A 22840-nucleotide genomic window follows, 5' to 3' on the forward strand; every position below is an offset into this window, starting at 1 on the left:
ACGAGATAGGGTGACGCGAGTGGAAGATGAGATCGTGCGGGTGCTCGGCGGCGCCGACGTCGTCGTCGAGCCGCTCACGCACAACCCGCTGAACGCGGTGACCGGCGGCATCTGGCGGGTGCGCAGGGGGTCGAGGTCGGCGGTGCTCAAGGTGCTGACCCGCCGCAAGGAAGGCGGCGCGGGGTGGGAGCACTCCGGCGATCCGCGCCACTGGAACTACTGGCGCAGGGAGGCCGACGTCTACGCCGACGGCCTGCCGGGGCTGTGGGCGGGCTCGGGGGTGGCCGCGCCGAAGCTGCTGGAGCTGGTCGAACGCGACGACGGCGACCTCGCGCTGTGGACCGAGGACGTGGCCGGGCGGCCCGGCACCACCTGGGACCTCGGGCGCCACACGCTCTTCGGGCGCCAGCTCGGCCTGGCCCAGGGGGCGGCGGGCCGGGTGGAGCGGCCGTGGTCGAGCCGGTCGTTCCTGCGCGACTACCTGGGTTCGAAACCGGTCCCGTACGAGCTGCTGGAGGACGACGCGGCCTGGCGGCACCCCCTGGTCGCCGAGAACTTCCCGCCCGGGCTGCGCGGGGAGCTGGTGCGGCTGCACCGGGACCGGGAGGAGTTCCTGACCGTCCTGGAGTCACTGCCGAGGGTGCTGTGCCACCTCGACGTGTGGCCGAGCAACGTGATCGACCGCGACGGGGAGAGCGTGCTGGTGGACTGGGCGTTCGCGGGCGACGGCGCGCTGGGCGAGGACGTCGGCAACCACATCCCGGACAGCGTGTTCGACCTGTTCCTGCCGGCCGCTCTGCTGCCCGCGCTCGACGCGGCCGTCCACGGGGCGTACGTGCGGGGGCTGCGGGATTCCGGCTGGCGCGGTGACGAGCGGCTGGTGCGGCTGGCGGTGTGCGCGTCGGCGGTCAAGTACGACTTCCTGACCCCGCTGATGCTGGCCCGGGCAGGGGAGGCGCAGCTCGACTACGGCGGCGCCACGCCCGTGGACGCGGCCCGCCGGTTCAGGGAGCGGGGCGAGGCGCTGATGTTCCTGGCGGGATGGGCCGACGAGGCCCGCAGGCTGGCCGAGGCCGTCAGGCTGCCTTAGCGGTCGAGGACGTGCAGGGTGTGCGGGTACGCGCCCAGCGGCACCGGCCCGTCTTCCGCGCACACCACCACGTCCGCGACCCGGGCCCCGAACAGTTCGGGCACGTAGATGGCGGGCTCCAGGCAGAACACCATCCCCGGCTCGAACACGGCGTCCTCGCCCGGCCACGGCCCCTCGTCGTGCCCCAGCCCGACGCCCCGGCCCACGTGGGCCGCCGCGAAGCGCCCGTACCCGCTGCCGTCGATCACCTCGCCCACGGCTCTGGCCACCTCGTCCACCGGCACGCCGGGCCGCACGGCCGCGAGCCCGGCCCGGTGGGCGGCCAGCACCACCGAGTACATCGCCTCGAAGTCGTCCGGCGGCTCCGCCACGGCGAACACCCTGGACACCTCGGCGCAGTAGCCGCCCCACCGCCCGCACACCGCCACGGCCAGCGCGTCCCCGGGGTTGATCACGCGCTCCCCGGGCACGTGCGCGGGGAGGGCCGTGTGCTCCCCGGCCGCCACCCGCAGTGACAGCAGCTCCTCGCACCCCGACTCGGCCAGCAGCACCCGCAGCCGGTAGGCCATCGCCCGCTCGGTCGCCCCGAACCAGGCCAGCTCCAGCGCCTGCCCCAGCACCCCTTCCGCCGCCGCCACCGCGCGCCCGACGGCCTCGACCTCGTACGGCTCCTTGCGCAGCCGCAGCGGCCACAGCACCGAGGAGGCGGGCACGAGCTCGGCCTCGATCGCCAGCCCGAACAGCTCCCGCACCCGCATCTCCGGATCCACCCCGACCCGGCGCGCCCCCGCGGGCACCACCCCGGCCGGATCGCCGGTCTCGGCCACCACGTCCTGCGTGACCACCAGGTACGCGCCCTGACGGTCCCCAAGAAGGCTCCCGAGGAAGCGGGCGTCCGGCGAGGGCCGCAGCACGAGGGCCTCCACCCCGGCCTCGTCCATGGCCGCCCGCACCGCCGCCAGCCGCGCCGCGGCGGCCCGCGGCCCGCGGACGGGGGTCACTTCGGCTCGTGCAGCCAGCAGGCGACCGGCCCGAACTCCGGTTCCTTCACGCGGCACACGTCCATCACGGACGGGCACCGCGGGTTGAACCGGCACCCTCCCGGCGGGTTCGCCGGGTCCGGCACGTCACCGGCCAGCTCGGCGGGCAGCACCCCCATCCCGTCCGGTTTGGGGATGGCCTGGAGCAGCGCCTTCGTGTACGGGTGCTTCGGGTCCGCCCACACCTCGGCCGTGTCGCCCACCTCGACGATCTTGCCGAGGTACATGACGGCGATCCGGTCGGCGATCAGCCGCACAACGGACAGGTCGTGGCTGATGAACAGCAGCCCCGCGCCCGAGTCCACCGCCAGGTCCCGCATCAGCCTGGCCACCTGCGACTGCGCCGAGGCGTCCAGCGCAGAGATGGGCTCGTCGCCGATCAGCAGCCGCGGCCGGGCCGCGAGCGCCCTGGCGATGGCGATGCGCTGCCGCTGCCCGCCGGAGAACTCGTGCGGGTGCCGGCCGGCGAAGTCCCGCGGCAGGCCGACGCGTTCCAGCAGGTCGGCGGGGGAGGTGGCGGTGTCCTGCGAGGTGCGCAGACCGTCGGCGATCTGGTCGCCGACCCGCCGCCGGGGGTTGAGGGAGGCGTACGGGTCCTGGAAGACCATCTGGATCCCGGTCAGCTTCCTGCGCCGCAGGCCGAGCGGCGTGACCGGCTGCCCGTCGAACGCGATCGAGCCCGCGGTGATCGGGTTCAGCCCGCAGACGGCGCGGGCCAGCGTCGACTTGCCGCACCCGGACTCGCCGACCAGCCCGACGACCTCGCCGGGGTTGACCGCCAGGCTGGCCCCCGCCACGGCCCGCACGGCGGGACGCCCGGGGGAGCGGTGCTCGACGACCAGGTCGTCGATGGCCAACAGAGTCATTGCGCCTCCGCGTCGGGTAGGGACTCCAGCAGGGAACGCGTGTAGGCGTGCTCGGGCTCCCGCAGCACCCGCCCGCGCGGCCCCGACTCCACGACGAGGCCGTCCTTCATCACGCTCACCTCGTCCGCCACCGCGGACATCACCCCGAGGTCGTGGGTGACCAGCAGCACCGCCAGCCCCAGCTCGTCGCAGAGCCCGCGCAGCAGCCGCAGCACGCCGGCCTGCACGGTCACGTCGAGCGCGGTGGTCGGCTCGTCGGCGATCAGCACCTTGGGGGAGCAGGCCAGCGCGATGGCGATGGCGATGCGCTGGCGCATCCCGCCGGAGAACTGGTGCGGATAGCGCCCGTACGCCTCCTCGGCGCCCGGGATGCGTACCTTGCCCAGCAGCTCCACCGCCCGGGCCCGCGCCTCACGCTTGTCCAGCCTCAGGTGGTGGCGCATGTGCTCGGTGAGCTGCTTGCCGATGGTCAGCATGGGGTGCAGGCTGGTCGCCGGATCCTGGAACACCATGGCGACCTCGCCGCCGCGCACCCGGTTCAGCTCCTTGGGCGGCAGGGTGAGCAGGTCGCGCTCGCCGAGCCGGATCGCGCCCGTCACGCGGGCGCCGTGCGGCAGCAGCCCGAGCACGGCCAGGCCCGTCATCGTCTTGCCCGAGCCGCTCTCCCCGGCCAGCCCGTGTACCCGGCCGGGCTCCAGCGCGAGATCGACGCCGCGCAGGATCTCCTTGCCGCCGATCGACATCTTCAGGTCGGTGATGTCCAACGTCGTCACAGCGCACGCTCCTTGATCGCGCGGGCCGTACGGGGGTCGAGCGCGTCCCGCAGGGTGTCGCCGAGGAAGTTGAACGCCAGCACCACCGTAAGGATCGCCAGCCCCGGGAACGTCGCCACCCACCAGCTGTCGAACACCTCCACGCCCGAGGCCACCATCGCCCCCCACTCGGGGGACGGCGGCTTGGCCCCGAGGCCCAGGAACGACAGCCCGGACAGCAGCAGCAGCGCGGTGCCGATGTCCAGCGTGGCGAGCACGAGGATGGGGCCGGTCACGTTCGGCAGCACGTCCACGCGCAGCGACCGCCACACCGAGAAGCCCAGCAGCCGCCCGCTCAGCACGAACTCCCGCTCGCGCACCCCCAGCACCAGCCCCCGGGTGACGCGGGCGTACGCGGGCCAGGCCACGACCAGCACGGCCAGCACCGCGTTCGTCAGGCTGGCGCCCAGCGCGGCGGCCACCACCATGGCCAGGATCACGGTCGGGAACGCGAACACCAGGTCCGCCAGCCGCATGATCGTCTCGTCGACCCACCGGCCGAAGTACCCGGCGCAGGCGCCGAGCAGCCCGCCGATCAGCACCGACAGCACGACCAGCAGCAACGTCAGCGGGATCGACACCCGGGCCCCGTACATGACGCGGCTCAGGATGTCGCGGCCGAGCTGGTCGGTGCCGAACCAGTGCCCGGGCCCCGGCGGCGCGAGCCGCGGCAGGTCCTGGGCGAGGGGGTCGTGCGGCGCCAGCATGGGGGCGGCCAGCGCGATGACCAGCCAGGCCACCGCCAGCACGGCGCCGACCACGGCCAGCGGCTGCCGCCACGCCTCGGGCAGCCGGGCAAGCAGGCCCCTGCGGGCCAGAGGGTCCCGCCGTCTCATTGCAGCCTCACTCGGGGATCGATGACGCCGTACAGGACGTCCACGATCAGGTTGATGACCAGGTAGACGACGCCGACGACCAGGCCGACGCCCATGACGGCGGGCAGGTCGAGGGTGGTGGCGCTCTTGTACGCGTACTGCCCGACGCCGGGCCAGGCGAAGATCGCCTCGACCAGCACGGTGCCGGACAGCAGGCTGCCGAACGCCAGGCCCGCCACGGTGATGATGGGCACCAGGGCCGAACGCAGCACGTACCGGAAGAGGATCACCCGGCCGGGCAGGCCCTTGGCCCTGGCGGCGCGCACGTAGTCCTGCCCCAGCACCTCCAGCACCGCCGAGCGCGTGAAGCGGGTGAGCAGGCCGATCGTGTAGAGCGCCAGCACCAGCGCGGGCGTCACGAGGTGCCCGACCGCGGAGGAGAACACGTCCCACCGGCCCGCCACCAGCGCGTCCACGGTCTGCAGCCCGGTCACGGCCGGGACCGCGCCGTTGAGCGCCGCGTCCACCCGGCCGCTGCCCGGGGTGAGCTGCAGCCGGTAGAAGAACACGTAGAACGCCACCAGCGCCAGCCAGAACGTCGGGACCGAGATGCCGATGAGGCTCAGCACGCGCAGCGCGTGGTCCGACAGCCGGTCCCGGCGCAGCGCGGCGATCACGCCGAACGCCACGCCCAGCACCAGCGACACCAGGATCGCCGCCCCGGCCAGCTCCAGCGTCGCCGGGACGAACTCGGCCAGGTCCTGGCTGACCGGCCGGTGACTCTGCTGGCTGCTGCCCAGGTCGCCGTGGAGCACGCCCTGGAGGTGCAGCACGTACTGCTCCCAGAGCGGCTTGTCCAGGCCGTGCTCGGCCCGCCACTGGGCCACGATCGCCGGATCGCCCAGCGCCCGCTGGCCGAGGTTCGCGGCCACGGGGTCGCCGGGCACCAGGTTCGTCAGGACGAACGTGACGAGCGTGATGCCCCAGGCCATCAGGACCGCGAGCAGGATGCGCCGGATCAGGAAGCGGACGAGCGGATGGGCCCGTCTCGCTCGGCTCCGGCGGGGTTCGCCCGGGATGTCGGACACCTGCGAGGCTCCCTTACTTCACGCCGAGGTCGGCCACGTCCACCGTCCACACCGGGTGGTACTCGAGGCCGGTCACCGACGCCGCCGTCACGATGTTCTGGCTGGGCTGGATCAGCGGGACGAACGGGCCGGAGGCGTTCAGCTTGGTCTGCACGTCCACGTAGGCGGCCTTGCGGGCGTCGTCGCCGATCGCCGTGGCGGCCTTGTCACCGGTGGCCTCGATCTCCTTGGCCGCCCCCGCCTTCCAGCCGGCCCGCAGACCCACCGTCTTGCCCGGCAGGAACGCCAGGTAGTCGCTCGGGTCGGGGTAGTCCGGGCCCCAGTACCACAGGCCCATCTCCTCCTTGCCGTTGCGGTAGTTGTCCAGGGCCGTGGTGACCGGCGCGGGCTGCAGGTCGACCGTGATGCCGACCTCCTTGAGGTTGGCCTGGATGCGCTCGGCCAGCGGCTGGAAGGACAGGCCGTTGACGGTCAGCTCGCTCGGGTACTCCAGCTTGACGGTCGGGTTCGACACGCCGCTGGCGGCCAGCGCCGCCTTGGCGCCCTCGACGTCCCGCTTGGCCGCCTGGTCGGCGGGCAGCGCGCCGAGCAGCTGCGACGGGATGATGCCCGGCGCCTGCGCCGAGCCCTCGCCGGCCAGCTCCAGCAGCCCCGCGTAGTCGACGCCCTTGCGGACCGCCTCGACGAACTTGGGGTTCGTCGTCGTCTTGCTGATCGCGGAGTCCTGGTTGGCCAGCAGGAAGATGACGTTCGCCGAGGCGGTCTTCTTGACCTGCAGGGTCGCGGGCATGCCGGTGACCTGGTCGCCGGACAGGTTGAGGGCGATCTGGCTGTCGCCGCGCTGGACGTTCAGCTTCTGCGTGGCGGCCTCGACGTTGCGGATGACGACCTTGTCGTAGGCGGGCTTGGTGCCGTAGTACTTGGGGTTCGCCTTGAGCGTGACCTGGCTGCTCACGTTGAACGACTCGATCTGGTACGGGCCGGAGCCCGCCGAGGCCGAGTTCAGGTACTGCTCGGCCTTGTCCTGGGCGTCCGTGGTGGCGCCGTGCTCCTTGGCGACCTTGCTGTTGAGGATGCCGAGGGCCGGGTTCGGCAGGATGTACGGCAGCGCCGGGTTGGCCGCCTTGGACGTCAGCGTGATCGTCGAGTCGTCGGTCTTGGCGACCTCGACACCGTCCAGCAGGAACGACGGCGTGCCCTTCATGTCCCGCACGCGCGTCAGCGAGAACACCACGTCGTCCGCGGTCAACGGCGACCCGTCCGCGAACGTGGCGCCCTTCTTCAGCTTGAGCGTCAGGATCTTGCCGTCCTTGCTCAGCTCGTACGACTCCGCGAGCGCGGGCACCGGCTTGGTCACGTCGGCGCCGTCGAACGTCAGCAGCGTCTCGTAGACGGCCTTGCCGACGATCAGGCCCGTCGGCTCGTACGTGCGGCCCGGGTCGGCCGTCTTGAGGTCGAAGGACGTGTCGATGACGAGGGTCTTGCCCCCACCGCCGGACGCGGCGGGAGTCTGGGAGCCGCCGCCGCTACCGCAGGCGGCCAGGGCGAGTGCACCGGCGAGCAGCACAGCCGCCGTCTGCGAGCGGGTCGCCATGATGGGTCCTCCAAGATTTGGACGTTCGGCAGGAAGATGTCGAGGATTGTGCGGCAGAACGTCCAGGCACTGTGCGGTCGGTGAGACGTATATAAAGGTCAGTGAGGTAATGATGAGTGAAATTTCCAGAAATGGTGTCGGCGGCGGCGGTCAGCCTGGACGGATCGGCATCGGTCTCGAGCTTGACGACATCCACATGAAGATCCTCGAGGTCCTGCGCGAGAACGGCAGGATCTCGGTGGCCGCGCTGGCCGAACGGGTGGGCATCTCCCGCGCGAACGCCTACACGCGCTTCGAGGCGCTGCGCGCCGACGGCGCGATCAAGCGTTTCACCGCCGAGATCGACCACGTGCGGGCCGGGCTCGGCATCACTGCCCTGATCTTCGTGACCGTACGCCAGCAGATGTGGAAGCAGTTCAGGGCCGAGCTGGCCCGGATGCCGGAGGTGGAGTACTGCGCGATCACCACCGGGCAGCACGACGCCATGATCCAGGTGCGCGTGTCCGACGTGGCCGCCGTGCACACCATGGTGACCGACCGGCTGGCCAACATCCCGGCGGTCAAGGCGACGGAGACCGTGTTCATCCTGGACGAGGTGCTGAAGCGGCCGTACGTGCTGCCCAGCGACCGAGACCGTGATCGCGACCGGGGCCGTCCGGCGCGGCGGCCCGTCCAGGAGGGGGCGCAGGGCGGCGTGCCGCTCGGCAAGATGCGCTTCGTCGGCGCCGCCGAGGGCCGCGCCGCCCTCCGCAAGGACGACTGAGTGATCAGCCGACCTCCCTGCACACGCTCACGTGCACCGTGTCGTCCCCGTCGAAGCTGAACTCCTCCACCAGGCGCAGCAGCCCGTCGTCCCCCTTCTCGATGCGGCTGCTGCTCTGGCCGCCCGCCTTCCCGCCGGCCTTCAGCGCGTGCGCGTACGAGATCGCCACCTGGGCGTCGTCACGCATGCCCACGAAACGCCCGTGGGTCACGGTGTCGCCGGAGTAGCTGCCCCACACCACCCCGTCGGACTCCTGGTACAGGAACTCCGTCGGGCTGTCCGGGTCGACTGCGCTCGCGGTCGAGCTCACCATCACGAATTTGCGGCCGTTGAGATTCACGCCCGTCATGGTGGCCCACATTCCCGAAATATCAGCATCCGTCTGGACGGATCGTGAGGAGAGCGGTCAATGATCGACAATCCGTCCAGCCGGGATCGTCACCCTGGGGACCCGTACGCGAACCCTTCCATGGAGGAGGCCCGCCACCGCGGACCATGCAAAACCTGCGCAGTCTCGCCAGAACGGCTACCAGCGCGTCACGGCCGCTCCGGACCGCTGGGCCTTCACCGTACACGACGGCCCCCTCCTCGTCCTCAAAGCCTGGCAAACCCGCTCTGACCAGGTTCGACGGCCGGTGGACAGGAAAGGGGGCGCGGGAGAGGGCCTCGCCGCGGGGCCGCTGCTTCCGTAAGAAGAGGAGACGGCATGTCTTCTTCTGCCACGCACCGTGCCGTACAGGTCGCCGAGCCCGGCGGAGACATGTCTCTGGTCCGGGTGGACACCCAGGAGCCGGGCCCGGGCCAGGTACGGGTCACCGTCGAGGCGTGCGGGGTGTGCCACTCCGACGCGCTGATCATCGCCGGACACATCCCGGGCACCACGTACCCCGTCACGCCGGGTCACGAGATCGCGGGACGCATCGACACGATCGGCGCCGACGTCGCCGGCTGGTCCGTCGGTGATCGCGTGGCGGTCGGCTGGTACGGAGGCAGCTGTGGCCACTGCGACGCCTGCAGGGAGGGCGACGGCATCCTCTGCCCCGAGCTCCAGGTGCCGGGTGTCGCGTACGCCGGCGGGTTCGCCGACTCCGTCGTGGTGCCGGCCGTCGCCCTGGCCGCGGTCCCGGACGAGCTCACGGCGGTGGAGGCCGCGCCCCTGGCCTGCGCCGGCGTGACCGTGTACAACGCGCTGCGGCGCAGCTCCGCGCGCTCCGGCGACACCGTGGCGATCCTCGGTCTGGGAGGCCTGGGGCACCTGGGTGTCCAGTTCGCCGCGAAGATGGGCTTCGACACCGTCGCGATGGCCCGCGGCCCCGAGAAGGCGTCGCTGGCCCACAAGCTCGGCGCGGCCCACTACATCGACACCGCCGCCGAGAACATGGCCGACGCGCTGCAGGCCCAGGGGGGAGCCAAGGTGGTGCTGGCGACGGTGACCAACGCCGCGGCGATGTCCGGGACGATCGACGGGCTGGGCCGCCGCGGCGAGCTCATCATCGTCGGCGTCGACACGGAGCGGCTGGACATCACGCCCCTGCAACTCGTGAACGCGGCCAGACGGGTGCACGGGCACGCTTCCGGCATCGCGGTCGACACCCAGGACACCATGAGGTTCGCCGCCCGGAACGGCGTCCGGGCGTGGACCGAGGAGGTCCCGCTGGAGGAGGCCGGTGCGGCGTTCCAGAAGATGCTCTCCGGCCGGGCCCGCTTCCGCATGGTGTTGACCACGGGTAACTGATCACGGTGGCCGGGCTTGAGCGGCGGGCTCGCTTTGTCACAGGTGCCGGTGCTTTCTATGCTCGGCGTGTGCTGGGGAGAGACGACGAGAGCGAACTGCTTGAGTCGTTGCTGCGGCACGCCGCCGAGGGACGCGGCGGCGGAGCGATCCTCCACGGCGAGCCGGGGATCGGGAAGACCGCGCTGCTGTCACACGCCACGGAGCGGGCCGCGGGGTTCCGGGTGCTCCGCGCGGTGGGCGTCGAGCCGGAGGCCGATCTCGCGTACGCGACGCTGCACCAGCTCCTGCTCCCCCTGCTCGGGCGGGCCCACGAGCTGCCGGACCCGCAGGCGCAGGCTCTGCGCGTCCTGTTCGGGCGCGCGCACGGCACGCCACCCGATCCGTTCCTGGTGGGTCTGTCGACCCTGTCGCTGCTGTCCCTGGCGGCCGGGGAGAAGCCGGTGTTGTGCGTCGTCGACGACGCGCACTGGGCCGATCGGCCGACGCTGAAGACCCTGGCGTTCGTCGCCCGCCGGCTGGACGACGAGCCCATCGCGGTGGCGCTGGCCGCGCGCGCCGACGAGGGCCACAGCACCGAGCTGCCCGACCTGCGCCGCATCCCGCTCGCGGGCCTCGAACCCGAAGCGGGCAGGGCGCTGCTCGCCGGGCGCGCGGGCGGGCGGCGCCTCAGCGAGGGTGAGCAGGACCGTCTGCTGGCCGTCACCGGGGGCAATCCGCTGGCCCTGCTCGAGCTTGCGGGAAGGAGGATCCCGCCGGAGGGGACACCGGAGCCGCCGGCCATGACCGACCGGCTGCAGCGGTCGTTCCTGGCCAGGATCCGGGCACGGCACGTCGAATCACTGCCGCTGCTCCAGCTGATCGCCGCCGACGGCTCGGGCAGCGTCGAGACCATCGAGAAGGCGGCCACCTCCATGGGGATCGCCGCCGACCTGCTGCACCGCGCCGAGCTCGACGAGCTGCTGACCTACGACGGGCCGCGGCTGGCGTTCCGGCATCCGCTGATCCGATCAGCGGTCTACCACAGCGCCACGGGCAACCGGCGCGTCGCGATCCACCGCGCCTTCGCCGCGGCCTTCGACACCCCGGTCGACCAGCACCGCCATGCCTGGCACCTCGGGCAGGCCGCCGTCGGGCACGACGAGCACGCCGCCGACCAGCTCGAGCACTCGGCCGAACAGGCGGCCCTGCGCGGGGGCCCGGCCGCGGCCATGGCCTCGCTGTCGCGGGCGGCCGAGCTCACGGTCGACGGCCCGCGCAGGGGACGGCGGCTGTGGACCGCCGCGCACGCCGCCGCCCAGGGCGGGTTCACCGCCGCGGCTGCCGAGCTGCTGGATCAGGCCGAGCGCGAGCCCTCCCTGGAGGAGACGGACCGGATCTCCGTGGCCGTCATGCGAGCCATCGTGGCCGAGTTCGCCGGCTCGCCCGATGACGCGATGGACCTGATCAAGCCCTGGATCCCACGCGTCCTGCGGATCGACCGGCGCCGCTTCGCCCCGACCGTCGCGATGTACGGCAACCTCGGTGTCCGCGCCAACCGGCCACAGGCCTGGGCCGACCTCGCCGGCTGGCTCGACGAGATCGGGCCGGCCCCGGACGACTCGGACGACCCGGAGGACGCGATGCTCCTGCTCCTTCGGAACGCCGGCCGGGCACGAACAGGCCGCGATCCAGGACCGGCCGTACGCGACCGCGCGGTGATCGAGTCGCTCACCGATCCGATCACGATGACCCTGGCCGGGTCGATCACCCGCGCGCTCGGCGACCATGAGCTGAGCGGGCGCCTGTTCCGCAACGCCGGGCAACTGGCACGCAACAGCGGCGCCCTCGGCGCGCTCGCGTGGAACCTCGAGTACCAGGCGGCTGACGAGATCTCGCGCGGCAGGCTGGGGCTCGCCGAGGCCCACGCCGAGGAGGGCTGCCAGTTCGCCGCCGAGGTCGGCCAGCCGAACACGGCATGCCGCAACCGAGGGCTGCTCGCGCTGTCCGCGGCCATCCGGGGCCGGGCTGACGCCGGTGAGCTGGCCTCCGGCGTGCTGGCCGAGGCGAGCGACCGCGACCTGGCCGACGCCATGTTCTACGCCAGGCGGGCGCTCGGGCTCATCGAGCTGGTCGCCGGCAGGCATCGCGAGGCCGTACGGCACTTCGGGGCGGTCGGTGCCTGGGACGCCGACGCGCCCCCGGATCTCGTCATGGCCATCGTCCCCGACCTCGTCGAGGCCCTGGTCCGCGCCGGCGAGCGGGATCGGGCCGCCGCGGCCGCGGCCCGCTACGCGCAGTGGACCGAACGCATCGCCTCGCCGGACCTGGGCGCGCTCGCGGCCCGCTGCCAGGCGCTGGTCCGCACCGACGGCGGCGCCTATGCCCACTACGCCGAGAGCCTGCGGCTGCATGCCAGGTCGGACGCTCCGCTGGAGCACGCCCGGACGGAGCTGCTGTTCGGCGAGCAACTGCGGCGTGACCGGCGACGTTCCGAGGCTCAGGAACACCTGCGCGCCGCGGCGGAGACCTTCCGCCGCATCGGCGCCCTCACCTGGGCCGAGCGCGCGCTGGGCGAGCTGCGCGCCACCGGGGAGTCGGCCCGGACCCGCGCGCCCGAGGCGGACACGCTGAGCACGCTCACCCCACAGGAGCTGCGCATCACGCTGGCCGTCGGAGAGGGGCTGACCAACCGGGAGATCGCCGGGCAGTTGTTCCTCAGCCCACGCACCGTGGACTACCACCTGCGCAAGGTCTTCCAGAAGGCCGGCATCACCTCGCGGGCCGAGCTCATGCGGCTGGTCCTCGCCGAGCGATCCGCCTGAGACCGGCGATTTCACTGATTCGGCGGCCACCTGGGCCTTCCTAACGTGGGGGCGTCAATTCCCTCGCGGGTCATGACGATGTCGGCCGGTGCGGCACACGAGTGCCCGCGCCCGCAAGCCCATCGTCGGCCCTGGAGCGGGCCGGACGGCTCGCTCCCAGAACATTCACCGAAGGAACACGTTCATGTCTTCCGCGGATATCGACGACGACCGGCGCGCCGGTCTCAAGCAGTGGCTCGGCCTGGTGGTGCTGGTCCTGCCCGCCATGTTGCTGTTCATGATGCTCACCATCCTGTTCCTGGCCATTCCCCAGCTGGCCGCGGAGCTCCGGCCGACCAGCACCCAGTCTTTGTGGATCATCGACATATACGGGTTCCTGATGGCCGGGCTGCTGGTCACCATGGGCACGCTGGGCGACAGGATCGGTCATCGCCGATTGCTGATCGCCGGCGCGGTCGTCTTCGCCCTGGTCTCGCTGGCCGCCGCGAACACCTCCGACCCCGCTCTGCTGATCCTGTGGCGAGCCGTCCTGGGCGTCGCGGCCGCCACCCAGATGCCCGCCACCCTGGGCCTGATCTTCGCCACGTTCGCCGACGCGCGGCAGCGGGGAGTCGCCGTCGGCGTGTGGTCGGGCGGCATCTCGGTGGGCACCGGCCTCGGCCCCGTGCTCGGCGGGGCGCTGCTGGAGACGTACTCCTGGCGTGCGGCGTTCCTGGTGGCCGTGCCGGTCATGGTGGTGGTGGCGATCGGCGCCCTCCTGCTGCTGCCCGACAACCGCAATCCGGCGGCGGGCCGGCCCGATCTGTTCAGCGTGGCGCTGTCGCTGGCGACACTGCTGCCCGTCGTCTACGGCGTCAAGGAGCTGGGCAAGGCCGGCACTCTCGCGACGGCGCTGGTGAGCATCGTGGTCGGGCTGGCGTTCGGAGGGTGGTTCGTGCTGCGCCAGCTGCGGCTGCCGGAGCCGCTGCTGGATGTGCGGCTGTTCGCCCACCGCGCGGTCAGCGGTGCGCTGGGCGTCTTCCTGCTGGCCGCGATCGCGCTCGGCGGCGTGTACCTGCTGGTCACCCAGTATCTGCAGCTGGTGGAGGGGCTCTCCCCGCTGCAGGCGGGGCTGTGGGTGCTGCCGGGGGCGGCCCTGCTGGTGCTGGTCTCGACGGTCTCCCCGATCCTGGTACGGCGGGTCCGCCCGGGGTATCTCATCGCGGCCGGACTGGTCGTACAAGTGATCGGCTACCTGATGCTCACCCAGGTCGGCGCCGTCGGCGGACTGCCGCTGCTGGTCGCGGGCTTCATGGTGCTCTATCCGGCGGTCGCGCCGTCCATGGCGCTGACCACCAACCTCGTCGTGGGCTCTGTGCCGCCGCAGAAGGCGGGCGCGGCCTCCGGGCTCGCGACAACCTGCAGCGACCTGGGCATCTCGCTCGGCATCGCCATCATCGGGAGCATCGGCGCCGCCGTCTACCGTAGCCGGATCAGTGGCGAACTGCCCGGCGGCCTGCCGCCGGAAGCCGTCGCGGCCGGCAGCGACAGCCTCGACGGCGCGGTCTCGGCGGCACGGGGGTTGCCGGGCGAGCTCGCCGCGCAGGTCCTCGCCCCCGCTCGTGAGGCCTTCGCGAGTGGGCTCAACGTGGCGGCCGTCGTCGCGGCGGTCATCGCGGGCGGCGCGGCGATCCTCGCGCTCCTCCGGCTGCGCCACATCCCGCCCACCGGCTGAGAAGGGAATTCACCATGGTGTCGATCCGTCGCGCGACGGCCGACGACGCGGCGACCGTTCACGGCTTGCTGCGTGAGCTCGCTGAACACCAGAATCAGGGGGCCGCGATCACCGTGAGCGTAGATCGCATGGAAGAGCTGCTCCGGCGTCCCGAGATCACCTATTTGATCGCGGAGAGGGATGGACGGGCGATCGGGTACGTGTCCTGGCTCGAGAGGGTCAGCCTGTGGTCGGGCGGCGACTATCTCGCGCTCGACGACCTCTACGTGCGCGCTGGAGAACGCGGCCACGGGGTCGGGGAACGGCTGATGCGGGCGGTCTCCGCCGCTTCGGACGGCAAGGTGATCCGCTGGGAGGTCGCCGAGACCAACGTGGCGGCACAGCGGTTCTACCAGCGCATCGGGGCCGGCCTGGTCTCCAAGAAGATCTGCCGATGGCAGGAGGTGGAGTCCCGCGCCGCCGGGGAGCCATGATGGGTCCGCGGGCCAAGCAGGCGCTTGGCCCGCGGAGGCTGGGGGAGTGGGGTGGTGGCCGGACCCCGGAGTCGCGCGCTGTGCGGCGAGCGGTGCGGCTCAGTGGGGGAGCACTCCGTTCGCGAGGACCTGGCGGTAGGCGGTCACGCGGTCCTCGGCACTGTCCAGGCAGCAGCTGGAGCATTTCACCGCTTCGTCGGAGGTGTAGTAGAGGCAGCACGTGTTGCGCAGGTAGAACAGCCCTTCGCGATCGCCCTCTCGCAGTCTGATCACTTCGCCGAGCTTTTCCAGGCCGCCGGTGGAGGCGGCGAGGAACTCCTCGTAGGCCCGGTGCAGCCGATCGACGTCGCCGCCGAGTCGGCTTGCGATGCAGAATGCCGCCGCGCACCCGTGCGCCACTCCGCCATGGAGCTGGCGTAGGCCCGCCCGGGTGCGCGTGCGCATGGCGTGCGCGAGCGGGAGGAGATGCTCGTCGAGCACCCAGGAGACAAGCGTGTCGACGGGCGCCTCCACGGCGTTCGGCTCGCGTAGCGCGACCGCCTCGAACCCGTGGTGCTCGGAGAGCCGGATGGCGACGTTGTGCGGTCGCATGTCCACGACCACCCGGTCGAGCGCCCAAGCCAGCAGCGCGGACGCGGTCACGGTGCCCGCGTACACGGCCATGACGGTCAGTGCGGTGGCGTGATCCGACTTCTGGCCGCTGGCCACCCGCTCGGCTTCGAGTACACGGGAGAGTTCGTCCGATGAGGAGTCGAGCAGCCGGTCGCATGCGATCCAGCCGTCGTGCGGCGTCAGGCCACGTTCAAGCCGGAAGCGGTCCCCGAACGACTCCAGCCGCGAAAAGACATCCATCACTGCACAACCGCACTACGTATCGCCATAGTAGAGGATGATACCCATAACGGGTATATGGTTTCCAGGGCCGGGCGACCGCTCCAGGCCCCGGTCGCCGGCCCCGGGGAACTGCACGGTGAACTCATGTGGAAGCCTGGAGGAGCTGGGTCGTATAGGCGTGGGACGGGGATCGGGCCAGGTCGTCGGCCGGGCCGTGCTCGACGACACGGCCTGCCTGGAGGACCAGGATGCGATCGCACGACTGGACGGCCTCGCCCAGGTCGTGGGTGACGAGCAGGACGGCCAGGCCGCGTTCGACGGCCAGGGATCGCAGCGTGGTGGCGATCCCCGCGCGGGTGGAGACGTCCAGCATGGAGGTGGCCTCGTCCGCGATGAGCAGCGCGGGGCTGCCGGCGAGAGCTCGGGCGATGGACACCCGCTGGCGCTGGCCGCCGGACAGCTGGCCGGGGAAACGGGCGAGGAACTCGGAATCGTCCGGCAGCCCGGCGGCGGTCAGCGACTCCCGGACGTGGCCGAGCCGCTCGCCCCGGGGCACTCCGGCCACCGCCAGCGGCTCGGCCACCAGCGCCGCCACCCGCATGCCAGGATGGAGCGAGTCGTAGGGGTCCTGGTGGACGAAGCCGATCCGTCGTCGCAGGCGGCGCAGTGCACGCCCCGCCGTCAGCTCCCGGCCTTCGAGCGTCACGCGACCGGCGGTCGGTTTGATGAGACCGAGCAGAATCCGGGCGAGCGTGCTCTTGCCCGATCCGCTCTCGCCCACGAGGCCGACGATCTCGCCCGCGCTGATCTCGAGGTCGACGTCGCGCAGCGCGTCCACGACACGTGAGCGGGCGCGGTAGGTGTGCCGGATGCCTGACGCGCTGACCACGGTGCTCCCCGACGGGCTGTCGACGCGGGGCACGTTCGGGTAGGAGGGGTGGTCCGGCTCGTCGTGACGGTGGCAGGCGACCTGCGCCTCTCCGCGTGCGATCAAGGGCGGCGTCTCCTCGCGGCAACGGTCGACGGCGAGCGGGCAGCGGGCCGCGAACGCGCAGCCGGCCGCGACGTGCCCGAGGGCGGGCGCGGATCCGGGGATGCTGCCCCAGGCGACCTCGCGGTCGGCGACGGGGGTCGCGCTGAGCAGTCCTGCGGTGTAGGGGTGGGCGGAGGCCGGGGACAGCGCGCGAGCCGGGCGGACTTCGGCGAGGCGGCCCGCGTACATGATGGCGACGCGGTCGGCGTACGGCAGCAGCCCGGCCAGGTCGTGCGAGACGATCAGCATGCTGGTGCGGAGCCCGGCCAGGAGGGCGAGGACCTGCCGCTGGGTGATGGCGTCCAGCCCGGTGGTGGGTTCGTCCGCGACCAGCAGGTCCGGCTCGCCGGCCAGGGCGAGCGCGATGGCCACCCGCTGGCGTTGCCCGCCGGACAGCTCGTGCGGATATGACCTGAGCATCGTCCGCTGGAGCCCGACGCGGTCGAGCAGGTCGGCGGGCTGGGCCGTGCCGCCGTGCAGGGTGAGCATCTCGGCGAGCTGGGCACCGATGCGATGCACGGGGCTGAGTCCGGTCATCGCGCCCTGCGGCACGGTGGCGACGCGGGTGCCACGCACACCTGTCCAGTCGGTCCGTCCGACCAGTTCGTGTTCGCCCAGCAACGCGGATCCGCCGGCCTGCGATGTGGAGGGGAGCAGGCCGAGCAGGGTGCGGGCCAGCGAGGTCTTGCCGCAGCCGCTCTCGCCGACCAGCGCCAGGATCTCGCCGTCGGCGATGTCGAGGTTGACGTGCGAGACCGCGGCCAGGCCGCCGTACCGGACGGTCAGGTCACGTACTTTCAAGGTCATCGGGCAGCCTCCCGCAGGGCAGGGTTGAGCCGTTCCTCCACCGCGACGCCGATCAGGGCGAGGGAGAGCACTGTGAGCGTGATGGCGGCGCCGGGCGGCAGCGCCCACCACAGCCAGGCGTCGGACAGGAAGACGCCGTTGGTCTGCACCCAGTAGAGCGTGGTGCCCCAGCTCGGCGAGGTCGGGTCGCCGAGGCCGAGGAAGGACAGGGTGGCGTCGTAGATGATGGCGACCTTCGCGGTGCGGACGAAGACCGGGATGAGCAGCGGCCCGATGAGGTACGTGCCGTGGCGGGCCAGCAGCCACCAGGCCGGTGCGCCCATGGCCCGCGACACCTCCAGATGGCCGCGGGACCAGGCGGTGAGCACCCCGGCTCGGAGCACGCGGGCGGGGACCGGCCACAGGATGAGCGCCAGGATCGCCGCCCGTATGCCGAAGGACTGGCCGAGGAAGGCGGCCGCCAGGATGTAGAGGATCAGCTCGGGCAGGATCAGCAGGACGTCCGCGCCGCGCATCAGCGAGACCGACAACCAGCGCGGGCCGATCCCGGCGGCGCCGCCGATGATCGCGGCCAGCAGCGTGGTGCAGACGGCGACGATGAACGCCAGCCCCAGGGACGTGCCGGCGCCCACGATGAGCTGGTCGAGCAGGTCCCGGCCGAGATCGTCGGAACCCAGCGGCAGGCCTGCCCGCGGCGGTGCGTACGGCTCGGCCACTCGCTCGCGTCCCGCACCGTCGGGCAGGGCGGCTCCGTACGCCGCGATGGCGACGATCGCGACGAGGACGCCGACGCCGATCACTCCTTGCGCGCCGAGCAGGTTCCGGCGCGGCGCCTTGAGGAACATCATCTCCGGTCTCCGGTTCTGGCACGGGGATCCAGCAGCGGGTACGTCGCGTCGGCCAGCGCGTTCATGAGCACCACCATGACGGTGAGCACCAGGAACGCCCCCTGCATGAGCGGGTAGTCGCGGGCGGTGATCGCGTCGAAGGTGAGCCGCCCGAGCCCGGGATAGGCGAAGACGGTCTCGACCACGATGGCCCCGGCGGCCAGGAAGCCGATCTCCAGCATGAGGATCGTGTGCACGGGCAGCAGCGCCGGGCGCAGGGCGTGCCTGCGCACGAGCCTGCCGTACGGCACTCCGCGGGCGTGGGCGTGCTGCACCGGCTCGCTGGTCAGGACGGTGAGCAGGGACGAGCGGGTGTAGAGGAACAGATATCCCATGCCGGTGACGGTCAGCGTCGTCACCGGAAGGACCAGGTGCTGCAGGACCCCGCCGACCGTCACCCCTTCCGGCCCGGACACGCCGTAGGTGGGCAGCAGCTGGAGCTTCACCCCGAACAGGACGATCAGCAGCATGCCCAGCCAGAACTGCGGGACCGAGTCGGCGACCACGGCCGCGCCGAGCAGCCCGGAGCCCTTGCCCCGGCGGCGACGCAGGGCGCCCGCGACGCCCAGCGTCACCCCCAGGACGGCGGTCACCGCAGTGCTGGTGCCCACCAGGAGCAGCGTCCACGGCAGCGCGTCCGCCAGCGCCTGGGTGACGGGACGGCCATCCGACAGCGAGGTGCCGAGGTCCAGGGTGAACACGCCGGTCAGGTAGTCGAGGAACTGCTGGGGGAGCGGCCGGCCGAAGCCGTACTGCGTGGCGATCTGCGCGCGCTCGTCGGCGGTCAGCCTGGCCAGCGCCTCCGGGCTGCCGAACAGCTTGAGCGGGCCACCCGGGAGCGCCCGGGGGAGCGCGAAGTTGAGCGTGAGCGCGACCAGCAGCACCGACAGGTATTCGGCCAGCCTGCCGGCGATGTAGCGGGGGTAGCCGCGGCGGACGGCCTGGACGGCCGTCATCCGAGCCGGTAGTCGACGAGGGAGAACTTGTTCAGCGCGCCGGAGCCGTTCTGCCAGGTCCAGTTGCTGTAGACGTCCTTACGGAAGGCGTAGGCGCCGTTGCGGTAGTACAGGGTGAGGAACGGCAGCTGCTCCGCTATCTGGGCCTGGAGCTTCTTGGCGGCCTCCGTTCTGGCCTCCATGGTGGGTGCGGCGGTCATGGTGGCGATCGTCTCGTCGACGGCCGGGCTCTTGAAGCCGACGACATTGAGGCTGCCGTCGTCCGGGTCGGAGGCCAGGAGCTGGGCGATGGTGCCGCTGCTGAGCATGACGGGAGCGGACCAGCCCCACATGGACATGTCGTAGTTGCGGCCCTTCCGGACGTCGTAGTCGGGCCAGACCTTGGCGTCGAGGGAGTCGGAGTCGAGCGAGGTGACCTTCACCGCGACGCCTGCGTTCTTGAGCATGTCGCGGATCAGCTCGGCGCTACGCAGCCGGTCCGTGGAGGCGCTCTGCACCAGCAGCTCGTACGACATGGGCTTGCCGTCCAGCACCCGGATCCCGTCCGGTCCCGGCTTGGCGCCGAGAGCGTCGAGCTCCCGCTTGGCGGCCTCGGCGTCGAAGATCGGCGGGAGCCGGTCTCCCTTGATGGGCGACTCCGCGTGGATGAAGCCGGGGTTGCCCGGGGTGCCCTGGCCGAGCAGCGCCGTCTTGACCAGATCCGCCGTGTCGATGGCCTTGGCCAGAGCCCGGCGTACCTCGGGGCGGTCGAACGGCGGTCTGGTCGTGTTGAACGCCAGCAGCGTGGAGGCGAACTCGGTGCCCTTGACCACGCCGATGCCCGGCTGCCTTTCCAACGTCGCGAGCTGCTGCGGGGGCACGATGCGCGTGGACATGTGCACCTCTCCGGTGCGCAGGGCGGCGAACTGGGTGGACTCCTCCGGGATCACGGCCACCTTGATCGAATCCACTTTGGGCTTGCCCAGGGCATAGGCGGGGTTGGCCGTGAGGGTGTAGCCGCGGGCGTTGTCGTACTGGGTCAGCTTGTACGGCCCGCTGCCGACGGCTTTGTCCACCCCTGCCGTGCTCACCTTCTGCACCGACTCCCACAGGTGCTTGGGAAGGATCGCCATGTCGGCCAGGATCCGGCGCGGAAACTCGGGGTCGGGCGCCTTGAGCGTCATGGTCACGACGTCGCCACTGGCGCTGACCTTCGCGATCGGGCGGACGTCGACCGACGAGTCGCCCTCCATGTTCTTGCGGTAGAAGTCGACGCTGAACACCACGTCGTCCGAGGTGAGCGGCTTGCCGTCGTGCCAGGTGACGCCCGGCCGGAGCGGCAGGGTGAACGTCTTGTTGTCGGAGGTCTTGATCTCTTTTGCCAGGAGCGGCGCGACGCCGTCGGCCCGCACGATCACCAGCGTGTCGAAGAGCAGCTTCACCAGGTTGTTGCCCGGGTAGCCGGTCTGGTTGGTGAACGGCGTGAGCGTGCCCTCGTCAGAGGAGATGGCGATGGTGATGCTCTTGGCCTGCCGGGTGCCGGGGGCGCTGGGTGTCGTGCCGGTGCTGGATCCGCATGCCGTGAGGAGCGCGAGGGAGAGCAGCGCAGCCGTGGTTCGGTGGTACAACAAAACCTCCGGGGGGTATATGAGGTGCAGGGTGACCCCATCGGGGAGGGCGTGCGTTTCACGTGACTCTATAGGTCCGCTACGTAGATGCAAGCCCCATTGTGTAAACACCGTAATTCGCATTGAGCTGCGATGACGTGCCCGCCTGGGCTTCTTCGATCAGCGCTCGTGCATGGGGTGGGCAGGAAACCTACTATGCCGACTAATAGTTGGGGCAGCGGTTGACCTTGGTCGCCCGCCTGGGCTCAGGCTCGGCTTGGAATACGGTAGGGGGGTATGGTACGTTCAAGGAGTCGGAAGGGGGAGACATGGTCGGATACAGCGGTAGCAAGCAGGACCAGTTGCGGCGGCTGCGCCGGATCGAGGGTCAGGTGCGGGGGTTGCAGCGGATGGTCGAGGACGACAAGTACTGCATCGACGTGCTGACGCAGGTGTCGGCGGCCACCAGTGCTCTGCAGTCGGTCGCGATCTCCCTGCTGGAGGATCACCTGGCGCACTGTGTCGCCGAGGCCGCCGCTCAGGGCGGGCCGGAGGCTCAGGCGAAGGTCAAAGAGGCTTCCGACGCCATCGCGCGGCTCGTTCGTTCCTGACAGACAGCACTGGAGAGGGTTGATCGATATGGCTACTGCTACGTACACCGTCACGGGTATGACCTGCGGGCACTGCGTGAGTTCGGTGAAGGAGGAGGTCGGTGAGGTGTCCGGGGTTACCTCGGTGGAGGTTGACCTGGCGAGCGGCCTGCTGACCGTGGAGAGTGACAGCCCCGTGGAGGCGGCGGACATCGTGGCCGCGGTCGAGGAAGCGGGCTACGAGGTGGCGAGTCGGTCATGAACGCGGCAACGAAGCTGGGTGCCTACGTCGTGGGGTTGGCCGTCGTCTTCGGCGGGGCCCTGGGCGTCGGGAACGCGGTGGGGGAGGTCGGCCCGGCCCCGGCGAAGCCGGAACACGGGGCGACCCATTCGACTCCCGCCGCTGAGAGTCATGGCGGTCATGCGGAGGCCACCGCAACAGCGAAGGGCGATACCCCTGGGGGGCTCCAAGTGTCCGAGAGTGGCTACACCCTCAACCCGTTGACCGCCGTCAAGCCCGGCGAACCCACGGATTTCCGTTTCACCGTGACGGGTCCGGACGGCAGGCCGGTGACTGACTATCAGGTCGAGCATGACAAGAAGCTGCATTTCATCGTGGTGTCGCGGGATCTGGCGAGCTTCCAGCATGTGCATCCGGATATGGCCGCCGACGGCGTGTGGTCGGTGAAGCTGACGCTGGATGACCCGGGTGCTTATCGGGCTTTCGCCGACTTCGCTCCCACGGGTGGGAGTGGCTTGACGCTGGGTGCGGATCTGCTGGTGGCGGGTGACTACAAGCCGCAGCCTCTTGCCCCGGTGGCTCGTACGGCTGAGGTGGACGGCTACACGGTTTCCCTGGCGGGTGATCTCGTGCCAGGCCAGGCGAGCAAGCTGACGCTGAGCGTGAGCAAGGACGGTAAGCCGGTGACCGACCTGCAGCCGTATCTGGGGGCGTACGGACATCTGGTGGCGTTGCGGGCCGGTGATCTGGCCTACCTGCACGTGCATCCGGAGGAGAGCGTGAAGGCGGGGCCGGAGATCACCTTCTACGCCGAGGTGCCCAGCGGCGGTGACTACCGGTTGTTCCTGGATTTCCAGCATGACGGCAAGGTCCGTACCGCGGACTTCACCGCTCAGGCCGGTACCGGACAGCCCAAAACCACGGCTGAGCCGAGCGCGAGCCCTTCTCACGGCAACGACTCGCATTGATCGCAGGACACGAGGAAAGGAGATGTGATGTCTTCCCTGACTGAAGGCAGGGCTGTCGAGCTGTCGATCGGTGGCATGACCTGCGCGTCCTGCGCGAACCGGATCGAGCGCAAGCTGAACAAGCTCGAGGGTGTGAGCGCGACGGTG

General features: G+C 71.2%; 22 protein-coding genes. 10 read left to right on the forward strand and 12 right to left on the reverse strand.

Going from position 1 to position 22840, the window contains the following annotated elements; genetic code table 11:
* The first annotated feature begins 19 nt into the window (after positions 1–19).
* A complete protein-coding gene (locus ABZX61_RS19060) occupies positions 20–1090 on the forward strand; it encodes a hypothetical protein (protein WP_355196093.1) in 1071 nt (356 codons plus the stop codon).
* Here the strand turns inward: ABZX61_RS19060 and ABZX61_RS19065 are convergent.
* From ABZX61_RS19065 to ABZX61_RS19090, 6 genes are read right to left on the reverse strand one after another with little or no spacing between them, the layout of a single operon-like run.
* A complete protein-coding gene (locus ABZX61_RS19065) occupies positions 1087–2091 on the reverse strand; it encodes a Xaa-Pro peptidase family protein (protein WP_355196095.1) in 1005 nt (334 codons plus the stop codon). The genes ABZX61_RS19060 and ABZX61_RS19065 overlap by 4 nt on opposite strands.
* Positions 2088–2996 (reverse strand): ABC transporter ATP-binding protein, encoded by a 909-nt coding sequence (locus ABZX61_RS19070; protein ID WP_350727948.1) that lies wholly within the window; start codon positions 2994–2996, stop codon positions 2088–2090. Before ABZX61_RS19070 ends, ABZX61_RS19065 begins: the two co-directional genes overlap by 4 nt.
* Positions 2993–3769 carry an ABC transporter ATP-binding protein gene (locus ABZX61_RS19075; RefSeq protein ID WP_355196097.1) on the reverse strand — a complete coding sequence of 259 codons (777 nt, stop codon included), beginning with the start codon at positions 3767–3769 and terminating at the stop codon, positions 2993–2995. The genes ABZX61_RS19070 and ABZX61_RS19075 overlap by 4 nt, the downstream gene beginning before the upstream one ends.
* Positions 3766–4644, reverse strand: coding sequence for an ABC transporter permease (locus ABZX61_RS19080; RefSeq protein ID WP_355196099.1), 879 nt, complete (start codon positions 4642–4644; stop codon positions 3766–3768). Before ABZX61_RS19080 ends, ABZX61_RS19075 begins: the two co-directional genes overlap by 4 nt.
* Positions 4641–5711, reverse strand: a complete 1071-nt coding sequence (locus ABZX61_RS19085) for an ABC transporter permease (RefSeq protein WP_355196101.1) — start codon at positions 5709–5711, stop codon at positions 4641–4643. The genes ABZX61_RS19080 and ABZX61_RS19085 overlap by 4 nt, the downstream gene beginning before the upstream one ends.
* Before the next feature lie 13 nt (positions 5712–5724).
* A complete protein-coding gene (locus ABZX61_RS19090) occupies positions 5725–7305 on the reverse strand; it encodes an ABC transporter substrate-binding protein (RefSeq protein ID WP_355196102.1) in 1581 nt (526 codons plus the stop codon).
* A gap of 112 nt (positions 7306–7417) precedes the next feature.
* On the opposite strand from ABZX61_RS19090, the gene ABZX61_RS19095 reads away from it, so the two are divergent.
* Complete coding sequence (locus ABZX61_RS19095) at positions 7418–8068, forward strand: Lrp/AsnC family transcriptional regulator (protein ID WP_355196139.1); 651 nt, start codon at positions 7418–7420, stop codon at positions 8066–8068.
* Positions 8069–8072: 4 nt separating this feature from the next.
* Here the strand turns inward: ABZX61_RS19095 and ABZX61_RS19100 are convergent, their stop codons facing one another.
* Entirely contained in the window at positions 8073–8417 is a 345-nt protein-coding gene (locus ABZX61_RS19100) for a hypothetical protein (protein ID WP_350727953.1), read from the reverse strand.
* Between the two features lie 357 nt (positions 8418–8774).
* On the opposite strand from ABZX61_RS19100, the gene ABZX61_RS19105 reads away from it, so the two are divergent.
* From ABZX61_RS19105 to ABZX61_RS19120, 4 genes are all read left to right on the forward strand, one after another.
* Entirely contained in the window at positions 8775–9803 is a 1029-nt protein-coding gene (locus tag ABZX61_RS19105; protein ID WP_355196105.1) for an alcohol dehydrogenase catalytic domain-containing protein, read from the forward strand.
* Between the two features lie 68 nt (positions 9804–9871).
* Positions 9872–12604, forward strand: a complete 2733-nt coding sequence (locus ABZX61_RS19110) for an AAA family ATPase (protein ID WP_355196107.1) — start codon at positions 9872–9874, stop codon at positions 12602–12604.
* 184 nt (positions 12605–12788) lie between these two features.
* Complete coding sequence (locus tag ABZX61_RS19115) at positions 12789–14318, forward strand: MFS transporter (protein WP_355196109.1); 1530 nt, start codon at positions 12789–12791, stop codon at positions 14316–14318.
* 14 nt (positions 14319–14332) lie between these two features.
* The gene (locus ABZX61_RS19120; protein ID WP_355196111.1) at positions 14333–14791 is read left to right on the forward strand and encodes a GNAT family N-acetyltransferase; all 459 of its coding nucleotides are present in this window, start codon (positions 14333–14335) and stop codon (positions 14789–14791) included.
* Between the two features lie 99 nt (positions 14792–14890).
* Here ABZX61_RS19120 and ABZX61_RS19125 read toward each other — a convergent pair whose 3' ends face one another.
* From ABZX61_RS19125 to ABZX61_RS19145, 5 genes are all read right to left on the reverse strand, one after another.
* Positions 14891–15643: a (2Fe-2S)-binding protein gene (locus ABZX61_RS19125; RefSeq protein ID WP_355196113.1), complete on the reverse strand. Its 753-nt coding sequence runs from the start codon at positions 15641–15643 to the stop codon at positions 14891–14893.
* A gap of 124 nt (positions 15644–15767) precedes the next feature.
* Positions 15768–17465, reverse strand: a complete 1698-nt coding sequence (locus tag ABZX61_RS19130) for an ABC transporter ATP-binding protein (RefSeq protein ID WP_355196115.1) — start codon at positions 17463–17465, stop codon at positions 15768–15770.
* Positions 17462–18313, reverse strand: a complete 852-nt coding sequence (locus ABZX61_RS19135; RefSeq protein WP_355196117.1) for an ABC transporter permease — start codon at positions 18311–18313, stop codon at positions 17462–17464. Before ABZX61_RS19135 ends, ABZX61_RS19130 begins: the two co-directional genes overlap by 4 nt.
* On the reverse strand, positions 18310–19308 hold the full coding sequence (locus ABZX61_RS19140) for an ABC transporter permease (RefSeq protein ID WP_350727961.1): 999 nt from the start codon (positions 19306–19308) through the stop codon (positions 18310–18312). The genes ABZX61_RS19135 and ABZX61_RS19140 overlap by 4 nt, the downstream gene beginning before the upstream one ends.
* Positions 19305–20915, reverse strand: a complete 1611-nt coding sequence (locus ABZX61_RS19145) for an ABC transporter substrate-binding protein (RefSeq protein ID WP_355196119.1) — start codon at positions 20913–20915, stop codon at positions 19305–19307. The genes ABZX61_RS19140 and ABZX61_RS19145 overlap by 4 nt, the downstream gene beginning before the upstream one ends.
* Positions 20916–21223: 308 nt before the next feature.
* On the opposite strand from ABZX61_RS19145, the gene ABZX61_RS19150 reads away from it, so the two are divergent.
* The 4 genes from ABZX61_RS19150 to ABZX61_RS19165 all read left to right on the forward strand — a co-directional run.
* Positions 21224–21505: a metal-sensitive transcriptional regulator gene (locus ABZX61_RS19150; protein ID WP_355195314.1), complete on the forward strand. Its 282-nt coding sequence runs from the start codon at positions 21224–21226 to the stop codon at positions 21503–21505.
* 28 nt (positions 21506–21533) lie between these two features.
* Positions 21534–21746: a copper ion binding protein gene (locus ABZX61_RS19155; RefSeq protein ID WP_355195316.1), complete on the forward strand. Its 213-nt coding sequence runs from the start codon at positions 21534–21536 to the stop codon at positions 21744–21746.
* A complete protein-coding gene (locus ABZX61_RS19160) occupies positions 21743–22693 on the forward strand; it encodes a hypothetical protein (protein ID WP_355196121.1) in 951 nt (316 codons plus the stop codon). The genes ABZX61_RS19155 and ABZX61_RS19160 overlap by 4 nt, the downstream gene beginning before the upstream one ends.
* Before the next feature lie 27 nt (positions 22694–22720).
* The coding region (locus ABZX61_RS19165) for a heavy metal-associated domain-containing protein (protein WP_355196141.1) at positions 22721–22840 on the forward strand (120 nt) is incomplete at its 3' end.

The sequence above is a fragment of the Nonomuraea sp. NPDC003709 genome (assembly GCF_040610775.1).
Lineage (GTDB): Bacteria > Actinomycetota > Actinomycetes > Streptosporangiales > Streptosporangiaceae > Nonomuraea > Nonomuraea angiospora_A.

Excerpts from the sequence above, each read along its gene's own strand:
- ABZX61_RS19070 (WP_350727948.1), bottom strand. The coding sequence starts at position 2,996 with ATGACTCTGTTGGCCATCGACGACCTGGTCGTCGAGCACCGCTCCCCC.
- ABZX61_RS19080 (WP_355196099.1), bottom strand. The coding sequence starts at position 4,644 with ATGAGACGGCGGGACCCTCTGGCCCGCAGGGGCCTGCTTGCCCGGCTG.
- ABZX61_RS19090 (WP_355196102.1), bottom strand. The coding sequence starts at position 7,305 with ATGGCGACCCGCTCGCAGACGGCGGCTGTGCTGCTCGCCGGTGCACTC.
- ABZX61_RS19095 (WP_355196139.1), top strand. The coding sequence starts at position 7,418 with ATGAGTGAAATTTCCAGAAATGGTGTCGGCGGCGGCGGTCAGCCTGGA.
- ABZX61_RS19100 (WP_350727953.1), bottom strand. The coding sequence starts at position 8,417 with ATGACGGGCGTGAATCTCAACGGCCGCAAATTCGTGATGGTGAGCTCG.
- ABZX61_RS19105 (WP_355196105.1), top strand. The coding sequence starts at position 8,775 with ATGTCTTCTTCTGCCACGCACCGTGCCGTACAGGTCGCCGAGCCCGGC.
- ABZX61_RS19115 (WP_355196109.1), top strand. The coding sequence starts at position 12,789 with ATGTCTTCCGCGGATATCGACGACGACCGGCGCGCCGGTCTCAAGCAG.
- ABZX61_RS19120 (WP_355196111.1), top strand. The coding sequence starts at position 14,333 with ATGGTGTCGATCCGTCGCGCGACGGCCGACGACGCGGCGACCGTTCAC.
- ABZX61_RS19125 (WP_355196113.1), bottom strand. The coding sequence starts at position 15,643 with ATGGATGTCTTTTCGCGGCTGGAGTCGTTCGGGGACCGCTTCCGGCTT.
- ABZX61_RS19130 (WP_355196115.1), bottom strand. The coding sequence starts at position 17,465 with ATGACCTTGAAAGTACGTGACCTGACCGTCCGGTACGGCGGCCTGGCC.
- ABZX61_RS19135 (WP_355196117.1), bottom strand. The coding sequence starts at position 18,313 with ATGATGTTCCTCAAGGCGCCGCGCCGGAACCTGCTCGGCGCGCAAGGA.
- ABZX61_RS19140 (WP_350727961.1), bottom strand. The coding sequence starts at position 19,308 with ATGACGGCCGTCCAGGCCGTCCGCCGCGGCTACCCCCGCTACATCGCC.
- ABZX61_RS19150 (WP_355195314.1), top strand. The coding sequence starts at position 21,224 with ATGGTCGGATACAGCGGTAGCAAGCAGGACCAGTTGCGGCGGCTGCGC.
- ABZX61_RS19155 (WP_355195316.1), top strand. The coding sequence starts at position 21,534 with ATGGCTACTGCTACGTACACCGTCACGGGTATGACCTGCGGGCACTGC.
- ABZX61_RS19160 (WP_355196121.1), top strand. The coding sequence starts at position 21,743 with ATGAACGCGGCAACGAAGCTGGGTGCCTACGTCGTGGGGTTGGCCGTC.